Origin of the sequence: Mycoplasma todarodis (assembly GCF_965212735.1) — a bacterium.
Lineage (GTDB): Bacteria > Bacillota_I > Bacilli_A > Mycoplasmatales > Metamycoplasmataceae > Mycoplasma_K > Mycoplasma_K todarodis_A.
Genome location: NZ_CBDBYJ010000001.1, coordinates 156,194 through 165,933 on the forward strand (window position 1 = coordinate 156,194; position 9,740 = coordinate 165,933).

8 protein-coding genes are annotated in these 9,740 nt (G+C 28.3%); 2 read left to right on the forward strand and 6 right to left on the reverse strand.

Features of this window, described 5'->3' with window-relative positions:
* Positions 1-32: 32 nt before the first annotated feature.
* Complete coding sequence (locus ACOMC1_RS00735) at positions 33-1,955, reverse strand: DUF262 domain-containing protein (RefSeq protein WP_131613081.1); 1,923 nt, start codon at positions 1,953-1,955, stop codon at positions 33-35.
* A gap of 131 nt (positions 1,956-2,086) precedes the next feature.
* Between ACOMC1_RS00735 and ACOMC1_RS00740 the strand changes: the two genes are divergently transcribed.
* Both ACOMC1_RS00740 and ACOMC1_RS00745 read left to right on the forward strand, forming a co-directional pair.
* A complete protein-coding gene (locus ACOMC1_RS00740; RefSeq protein WP_131613082.1) occupies positions 2,087-3,532 on the forward strand; it encodes a hypothetical protein in 1,446 nt (481 codons plus the stop codon).
* A gap of 476 nt (positions 3,533-4,008) precedes the next feature.
* On the forward strand, positions 4,009-4,305 hold the full coding sequence (locus tag ACOMC1_RS00745) for a nucleotide pyrophosphohydrolase (RefSeq protein ID WP_420330735.1): 297 nt from the start codon (positions 4,009-4,011) through the stop codon (positions 4,303-4,305).
* A gap of 41 nt (positions 4,306-4,346) precedes the next feature.
* On the opposite strand, the gene ACOMC1_RS00750 is transcribed toward ACOMC1_RS00745, so the two are convergent.
* The 5 genes from ACOMC1_RS00750 to ACOMC1_RS00770 all read right to left on the reverse strand — a co-directional run bounded on the left by ACOMC1_RS00750 (position 4,347) and on the right by ACOMC1_RS00770 (position 9,408).
* Positions 4,347-5,147: a hypothetical protein gene (locus ACOMC1_RS00750; RefSeq protein ID WP_420330736.1), complete on the reverse strand. Its 801-nt coding sequence runs from the start codon at positions 5,145-5,147 to the stop codon at positions 4,347-4,349.
* 234 nt (positions 5,148-5,381) lie between these two features.
* Positions 5,382-6,320 (reverse strand): hypothetical protein, encoded by a 939-nt coding sequence (locus ACOMC1_RS00755; protein ID WP_420330737.1) that lies wholly within the window; start codon positions 6,318-6,320, stop codon positions 5,382-5,384.
* Between the two features lie 142 nt (positions 6,321-6,462).
* Positions 6,463-7,851 (reverse strand): hypothetical protein, encoded by a 1,389-nt coding sequence (locus ACOMC1_RS00760; RefSeq protein WP_420330738.1) that lies wholly within the window; start codon positions 7,849-7,851, stop codon positions 6,463-6,465.
* Between the two features lie 2 nt (positions 7,852-7,853).
* On the reverse strand, positions 7,854-8,753 hold the full coding sequence (locus tag ACOMC1_RS00765; protein WP_420330739.1) for a Dam family site-specific DNA-(adenine-N6)-methyltransferase: 900 nt from the start codon (positions 8,751-8,753) through the stop codon (positions 7,854-7,856).
* Positions 8,707-9,408, reverse strand: coding sequence for a DNA-methyltransferase (locus ACOMC1_RS00770; protein ID WP_420330740.1), 702 nt, complete (start codon positions 9,406-9,408; stop codon positions 8,707-8,709). The genes ACOMC1_RS00765 and ACOMC1_RS00770 overlap by 47 nt, the downstream gene beginning before the upstream one ends.
* Positions 9,409-9,740 lie beyond the last annotated feature (332 nt).

Sequence of the window (9,740 nt, forward strand, 5' to 3'; positions counted from 1 at the left end):
TCAATAAAAAAAACAAACGTAATCACATTTGTTTAAAAATAGTTTTTGGGATTTAGTATAGAATTTTTTTGTAAAAATTTAACTATAGAATCTGTTCTTTTACCAATCATTTCTATATTTCATATTTGTGGAATGGATTCGAAAGCATCTAACATTTGCTCTTTAAAAAGTTTTGAATCATTAAGTGAATGGGTTTTCTTTTTTGAAAAACTTAAATAGTCTTCACTGTTTAATTTGTCTAAGTAAGATTTGTTAGAAATACCTTTATTTATGGAACCACTAATAATAAAAATATTCCCTATTTTCTTGTTATGTTTTTGTAATAACTCATCATCGCATTCTTTTGTGATTCAATATTGAGTATCTTTTGGCAATAAGTGTTCAACATCTATATTTCCATCTTCTATTAACTCAGTGCTTTCTCTGAATGTATTTTGAGTTTTGAAATTATTGATTAATTTATATAATTGCAAGATGTGTTGACGTTTATCAAAGTCGGTGTTTGTGAGTGGTGAATAAAGTTCTTCTATTTTACCTTGAACATTCCTTAAAGTTCACGACATCAATCTTTTATCTAATGTTTTAAAGATGTTTTCTATATTCAAAGCATTGTTTTCTATGTGATTATTAATATCAAAGATTATCCTTGGTATTTCCCTATCGATCTCTTTTGAAGGTAAATTATTAATGGTGAAGTGTAAAAATGCTTGTTTTTCTAAGTAATTAATGACTTTTGCAAAGACATCTTCATTTACTAGTTCTCTTTTAAATAAATCAGCAAATAATAAAAATAAGGGTTTGTAAATCATTGGTGAAGTAAGAAAAGCTCTTTCTACATCGTGTTTGATTTTTATTTCTTCATAAGTCGCTGTCTTTTGAATGAAATATTCTTTATAGGTGTTGGCATAACTAGAAAGCATATCTAATAATGATTTAGCTTCTAAACCTTCCTTTATTTTTGTTGAATATTCATTGAATAATTCTTTCTTTTTGATGTAGGACTTTTTGTCAATCATCATAACTCACCTGAAAAAATTTGTAATTGTGGCTGAATTTATTTTCTCACCCTCTTTAATATCATCTATGATCGAGTCTCATAAAGCCTCTTTGTTAGAAGTGTTTGATTTAGATAATTCTTTTAAAAATAAATTCTTAATCAAATCTGATTGAGATAATGCCATACCTCTAGAATTTAATTTTTCAAACAAATCAAACGCCATAGATTCATCATCAACTAATACAACACCCAATTCGATTGTCAATAAACCATATAAGGTATAAATTTTATCTGTATTTGTCAATTCATTCACTTCTTTTATTATTTTTTGATAAGTCTTAAAATATCTGGAATTATTATTAATTTTTTGTTCAAATTCTTCAGTAGTTTTAGATTCATGAAGAGCCTCTAGAGCTTCTTTATCCAGTTTGTTGAGCGAACGTATTGAAGGAGATATTTCACCAGTTGTTCCATCAAAAGTTAACGTTCTAGAAAGTAAATTTCAAATTGTTTTGAAGGGGGCTCCTTTTAGAATGTTGGCATCAACATCATTATTAATTATTTCTTGTTGGATATGTTGGAATACTTTTAAAAATATATAAATAGTAGTTAGACGTTGTTGACCATCTATTATTTGAAAAGGTTCATCATTTTGTGTTTTTGTTATTACTATATTACCCAAATAAATACCCGATCTCTGTTGTTCAAGACTATTTTTAGAAAATAAATTAATGTTTCCTCCATTCGCAAGCATATATTGATAGTCATGTTTAAAATTACTAATGAAATCTTTAAGTTCTTCGAAGATAAAATCAATATTTTTGTCCTTCCATTCGTAACGCCTTTGGTAGGTTGGCACTTCTAATTGTCCGAGATTAACTTCCAGTCGTTTATCAGAGTTATTATTTTTACTGTTGAATTCAAAAAGCATCCTTTTATGTATGTCTAATTTTGTCATTTTTATCCCCTATTCTTATTTATTTTAGAAATTAGATCATACATTGTTGATTACACAAAGGATCCATGGTTGAAAAATAATATAAGAAGCATATAATTTGATGAATAAAGAGTAATTCAAGGAGAGTAATAATGAATAAATTGAAAAAAGAAAGGGTTGAATTAAATGGTGAGAATTTTCTTTCTGATTTATGAGGTGTAAATCACGAAGAGATGGAAAAATTTGGAATTTTTAATAGAGATATTATTTTTGATGAACCAAAATATATTAATATTTATAATTTGAAGAAAGGCGAAAATCGTTTCTTCAAGGAATCCTGAGAAAAGTTCGTTCTTAAATTAGCTAAATTATTCAAGAATGCAAAAGAAGGTAAAACACATTGAGCTATCAATTATTTTGAGAATTGCAAGGAAGCAAAAGAGTTGGGGTTGGGTATTGGTTTTTTTGCAAAGGATGGAAAAGGAATAGGTAAAAAAATAGCTAAGCAATTAGTGGGAACTGTTTTAGAATATTTAGAACTTAAGGAAGAAGAATTTAATGATGAAGAAATTTTTTGAATTTTAGGGTGTTTAACCAATAACATAGGGAATGATAGGATGACCGATATAATTTTCCACATTATTAGAGATGAGATTGTTGCATATAACATCTATGCATATAATACTTTAACTGGTAATAATATAGAAGATGAAAATGGGTTACCTGAAAATATACATGGAATAAAACAAATGAGTTTGCCGATCGAGATGCTTTCGGATATCCCTGTTTTTAAGAATTTTCAAGATTTTATTCAGAATATCGGAGTTCTTATGGAAGAAAAGATTCAAGTGGAAACAGAAATCAAAGAAAGTGTTATGAACATCATTGAAATTCAGAAACGAAAAGATGAATTAAATAAACAAAAGAATAAAAATAATGAAAATAGGGAAATTATTAAAATGAAACAAAGTGAAAAGATTGAAATTGCAAAATCAATCAATGAAAAGGTTTTAAGTGAAGCATTATTGTTGCAATCTGAAATTCAACGAGACAATATCGCGAAAAACGAACCTAGACATTTATTAAAGGTTCAAAAAATCCCTAAAAATATTAGTATGAATAATATTATTTCAACAATTGAAAATATTATAGAATCACACACTAATTACAATACTATAGATCAATTTTATAAAAATGAAAAATCATTAAAAAAAGAAGTGCTCATTGCAAAAGAAATAGCAAGAGAGTTACAAAACCACTTTCAATCCTTGGAAGCTAAAATTTATTTGGAACCAGAAATAGGCAGAAACAGGTTTGATCTTATTATTAATTACAATAATAAGGAGTATTTAATTGAGTTCAAAACAATACACAATCAAAAACTTAAAGAAGGTTGGAATAAACAAATGAATCAATATAAAAGAGTTAAAAAACCTTGTGAAGTAGGGTATGTAATTTTTTCTGTTGATTATGATAACCGGTCACAATCAATAATTAATAAAGAAGGAGAAGTAGCAACGCACATTTTGGATAACCCCATTGATGATGCTCATTTTAAAATCATCAATTTTAATAAGTCGAAACCAGCTTCCAAATAATAAAGTTAAGTGAAGACATATCAAATTTAAATATTAAAAAAATATCTAGAAACAAAACTGAGGTGCAATATTTAAAAATACTTATTTGTTCTATTTATGACTACTTTTATTATCAAAATAACATTAGTTTTTTTTGGATATATAAATTAAAGATACATATTCAGAAAGGAGGCGCAATGACATCAGTCACTAATACACCTTCTTTCCTTAACAAAGCTTGCTAAAACAAGTCCTAATTTGAGGAATGAAGATATAAGCCAGACAGTGCATATATATACGTATATATCCACCGAGGTACAAGATCAAGAACTAGTACGCTAGGTCTTGGTTTTTTATTTATTCATTTTAAAAGTGCTGAACACTTTCTTGATTCAAACTAGGTATATTCATTACCTTGTATCAAAAACGTCTTAAAACAGCTTTAAAATTAATTTTAGTTAAGGGTTAGTGTGTTTATTAAGGAGTATAATTTTTCTATGTTAAATAATAAAGAAAAAATAATGAATGAACTTAATAAATTCAACAAGGATAGAAACTGAGGTAAGTCGCATACTTCTGTAAACTTAGCGAAGTCTATAACTTTAGAAGCTTCAGAAATCTTAGAACTATATCAATGAGGTACAGAATGCACTGATAAGGAAAACTTAGCAGAAGAAATAGCTGACGTTGCTATATACCTTCTATTACTAGCTCAAAACAATGATATAGATATGGATGAAGCAATCCTAAGTAAAATCAAAAAGAACGCTATTAAGTATCCAATTAAGAAATAAGAACATTAACTAAAAGGTAAATATAAAAAAACACTATTAAATTAGTGTTTTAATTTTTGATTTTTTAATCATGGATCTAATAAGTTGATTATTTCACCTGAAATATTTTTCATTTGAGTTTGTCATTTATCACCAAATTTTTCTCAAGCAAGTAACTCCTCTTTGTAATTAGGCAATTCTTTCTCAATGTCAACACCTGCGCCATCCTTATTTAGGGCGTCCATGTATTTTCCTCATTTTTCTATAATTGTTCCTATTCCAGAAATCCCTAATTCGATATACTTCACTTCTTTTTCTCGTATTTCTTTTGGAATTTCAAGTTTTCATACAGACTTATTGTCAGTTGGGTTAAAGAATTCAAAACTACCTATCTTTACAACTGATTTCCCAATATTGAAGAAGTCATCCATTAATTGAGTCATTTCTTTTGAAGTTTTTGGTGGTGCGGTAAATTTCTTTGGTTCAACTAAAAACCCTCATTTATCTTCCTTTGTTATAACTTTATTAACTTCACTTCTAAATTTTTGCAAGAACGTATCATTAGCAGCAAAGTCTGCGGCACTTACGGGATTACCAGTCGAAGCATTCCCAACGAAATATTGGATGATTTTTTTGTATTCCTTTTCTTGATCTTCAACTGTTGCAGCTTTTGAAACTCAAGGAATTCTTTGAGTAAGATTCTCATTTAAATCACTCTCTAAACTCTTGTTCATATTTTTTATTTTTTCTTTTAAAGCATCTTTTGTACTTTCTTCACTTTTACCACATGATATAACAGTGGCAATTGGAGCTGCGATAGCAAGAGCTGTTGCTAAAGAACCCAGTGTTATTTTTTTATTCATTTCTCTCCTTTTTAAAAGCCTTATGAAAAAATTATAGCACTTAGATTAGTATTTTGACGAAGTTGTATTTACAAGTTGTTTTTTTTGACTCCGCGGTACAATTTTCTTCTCGTTCTATAAAAATGATCTCAAGCTTTTACCAGGGGAATCAACCAATAAAGTAATCCTAAGTAAACCCAAAAAGGAATACCTTCAAATGTCCAATTAAGAAATAAAAAAACGGTATGTCCGTTTTTATTTGAATGCTTTTAGTTCCTTATTTAAAGAATCGATTTCTTTCTTTTCATCATCAATAAGGAACATCTTATTAATCATAGAATTGATATCAGTTCCTTCTTCTGTGGCTTTAGCTTTTAAAGTTTTTAATTTAGAAAAATCATTAAGCTTGTTATTAACTTTATATTCTTTTGTTTTAAGTAATTTTGATAATATTTCTTTTTCTTTTAATTCATTCTTATCTTGATAAGAATTATGTATTTCCTCATAAACTTTGCTTAAATCCAAACTATCTGAATTGTCAGATGTTATTAAAGCCAAGCCAAGGTTATTACTTATTTCTTCTAGTTCTGCTATTCTTAAGTTTGATTCAGTTCAATAAGCTACATATTGTAAAGAATCCAAATAATCCTTAAATTCTTTAGTAGCATTCACTGTATCTTTTACGTCAGTATTATCTTTCTTTTTGAATGTTAAATTGAACTTGAAAGAATTAACGGAATTCAATATATTTGGTAGAACATCTTCCATCAATTGTCTAATGGCTAATCCATACGCATCTAAAACATCTAAGTTAGTTTTGTAATCTTTAATTAATTTTTCTCCATTTTCAGGACTAGTTAATATAATAAAAGCATTTTTAAGTAAATCAGTGTCTAATCTCTTGTAGATGTATGATCATTGTTCTATGTAATAGTCTGCTCCAAATTTTTCATCTTTTTCACTTAAGTTAATGTTGACAACCGCATCTTCCTTTTTAACAGAAGGACTTTTATCTATTTCTTGGTTTCAAAACAGGTCTTGAATTAATTCGTGTGTAGTCTTTAGTAATTTAGCTTGCACTTCTTCTGCGGATTTACCTTCGCTTTTACCACAAGAAACAGCCGTTACTAATGGTACGGCTACAGTTGCTAATGCGGTTAAAGTTCCAAATCCAATCTTCTTTGATATTTTCATAATTTCTCCTTTGAGTTAAAGGAATTATACTACTTGTATTAACAAGATGAATGTTAGATTCTGTTTTTTTAGCAAAATCGATAAACCTATAATAATCGAATTAAAATTTGTTAATAAAAATAAAAGAGACCTCTCTTTTATTTTAGGATATAAATTCAGTGAAAGTGTTAGCTTCAATGTCGATGTTTTCATCTTGTGAAGCAAACCTAAAATATCTTTGTACATCTTCATGTATTCTCGGTGCAAAGAATTTAATTTTGGACGAACCAACTTTTTTAGCGTGTCTAATGAGGTTTGTAGTTTCATTGTTTAACATTTGTGTTCTATTTGTTAGTAAAGTAATCTCAACACTTGTTCTATCGCCATTTTCTTCTATAACCTCAATATCTGAAAATCCAGCTCCAGCATGAGAAATGGGAAAACCCCTTTCATCTAAGGATAAATTTGGAATTACAGTTGATTTATTATCTTTTGCTAATATTAGTGCGAATAACCACTCTATAATAACGTAACGTTTAACATCCTTATTAATATTATCTATTGTAATTTCTTCATTTTTACCTATTGTAGAAATGGCGTTTTTTAATCAATCAACAGTATAATTTTCAGTTAATTTTTTAATTTTCTCTGCGTTAGTTTTTTGAGTTGTTTCTGTTGATTCAAAATCAAATATTATTGAATTTATGTAAGTTATCATCTCTGGAGTTGTGTTGATTTTTTCGAATTTTTTTAATGATTGTTCACTTTCCCTTTTAATTTCATCTAAATTAGAAAGTAGGTGCTCGGTGGCATCCAAACCTTTGAATCCACTTGTGAAAAAACCAGAAAATATCATCGTTCGTTTAATTTCATCTACATAGTCTTTAATGGTAGAAGCTTTCATCCTTGGAGCTAATGATTCCATTGAATGGTGTCAATCATTTTCGAAATTAAAAGATTCAACATCGCTTTGTTGATGCATTGAAATTAATAAAGCGATGGTTTGATCAGAAATTCTTTTTTTACCCATTCTTTTTAAGTAAGTAACCATGACCCCCATTGGTGTAAATGCATTTAGATTTCTTTTTAGGGGGTTATTTGCAGGTAAGTTTATTAAAGATCATTTAGTGGCAGCTATGGGATTTTCAACAAAAAGTTTACCTAGTTTAGTAGTTTTAACCTTATTGTCTATTTGATCTCTATAAGACAATCCTAGGGATTCAGTTTTATTGAAATAATTCGATAACCTACCACTTCATTCAGGCTTTTGCACGGCTTGTTTCATGAAAGTTTTTGCTTCATCATCACTCAAGAGTTTTCCAAATTCAATTTTTTCCAATATTTCATCGTCAACTTTATTCGATTTTACAAAACCACCCTTTATTATTTCAGTGACATAAGCCTCTTTAGATTTCTTATCATTTCTATCCCCGATAAAATTCATGCCTTTTGCTTCTAATGCTAACAATGTTTTCATTAAGTCGGGAATTCTTTCTATAGCTCTAACTGTTGTAGACATTGAAAACATCTTAAATCCAACTGGTGACCCCATATTTACTCCTTTATATTAGTTACTAACACTTCTTCAGCATCATATCTATTTTTTTTGTTATAACTCGTTTTAGAATATTTCTTTTTTATCTTATAAACAGAAAAAGAATTTCTCTTTATTCAATTGTCTAAGGGTACGTTCAACATACCATTAGAAAATAATGTATTTGAAAGCGCAAAATCAATACCTCTTTCATTCAAGGAATCAATTACTTTCAATAAATTTAATTCATCTTCCATGCCCCAAAATGCATTATATTGCGCTGTCCCATTCAAGTAAGGAGGGTCGATATAGACAAAATCATTAGTAGTTATTTTGCTTAAAATATCTAGATAATTAAAAGAAGTTATTTTAGTTTCTTTTTTTTGCAACTTTAATTGATATTCTTTAAGATATTTTAGTTGTCTATTTGATCAATCACCTTTACCCACAGGAACGTTAAATTCACCTTTTGAGTTAAATCTCAACATCCTATTGAATGAATAATTTATTAAGAGAAATAATTTCTCTATATCGTTTTTTTTATTATAGGCATCTTTTAATTGTAGATATCCTTTTTTATTAAGTTGCGAATATCCTTTTGTTCCATTATTTTTTCTCAAAGGAGCTAGTTTATTCATATCTGAAGTTAACTTATATTTCTCTGTTAATTTAATTAAATTACTTTCATTTTTAGGTGTGAAATTTTTGATGTATTTTATTAACTCCATAAGAGACTTGTTGTTGTCATTGATTCAAATATTTTTTGCGGAAGAGTTTATTGAAATTATCCCTGTTCCTCCAAAAATTTCAATAATAGATTTATCAGTGTTTATGATTTCTAAAATTTGATCTGCTATCGAAAACTTATTTCCATTATAGTGTAGTGGCGATCTTACTAAATTGTTCTTTTGATTTTTCATAAAATTCAGAATTCCTTTCAATTAAAGTGAAATTTCTCCCAATCTCCTCGGCTGCAACCCCTGTTGATCCTGAACCTGAAAATGGATCCAAAATAGTGTCGCCTTTATTGGTGTGGATTTCTATAATTTCTTTTAGTAAACTGGTAGGTTTTTGAGTTGGGTGAATCCTTTTCTTGCCACCTGCTGGAATAGAATGTGAAAAAGTTGGTCTTGCATAAGGTTTATCGCCTTTATTAAAGGTTCATTTTCCACCTTTCTTAGTTGCTCAAATCGCATATTCATAATCGGTGACATACCTTCTGTTTGTATTTCTTGGCATAGGATTTTTCTTTTCTCACTTTAATAAATCCTTAACAATAAAGCCCTCTTTTTCTAATTTAGTTGCAATCAACCCCATGTTTTTTCAATCGTTAAAAATAATTATCGAGCCATTTTTATTTAACACCTTTGCTATACCATCTAATCATGTTAATTGATTAAATTCATAATCCCACTCCCCGAAATCCATACCTTTTCTTCCCATATTAGAAAAACCTAATTGATGCTTTCTGGAAACATTGTATGGAGGATCAGTTAAAATTAAATCAAATGTTTTGCCAGTTTCAATTAGTTGTGGGATTATTTTGTTGTTGTTACCTTTTAATAAAAAATTCATATTAGTATTATACATCTAAGATGTGTTTTTTAAACGAATAAAACTAAAGGAAAATACCTTTAGTTTTATTCGTTTAATTGTTTTATTCAGCATTATTGTAAGATTCAAGCAAGAGTGGTTTTATTCTTTCGAAATCAACATTATTTTTTATTTTAAAGTGATTAAGCAGAGTTCCTCAGTGACCTTTATCACCTTTCCATTCANGATTTGCATTTTCAATTTGTTTTTTATTTAAGTTTAAATGTATAGTTAGTTGATTTTTACCAAAAACAATTTCCATATATTTTTTCGCTCTTTTAAATGATCAATAATCTTTATTTTTAACNNNNATC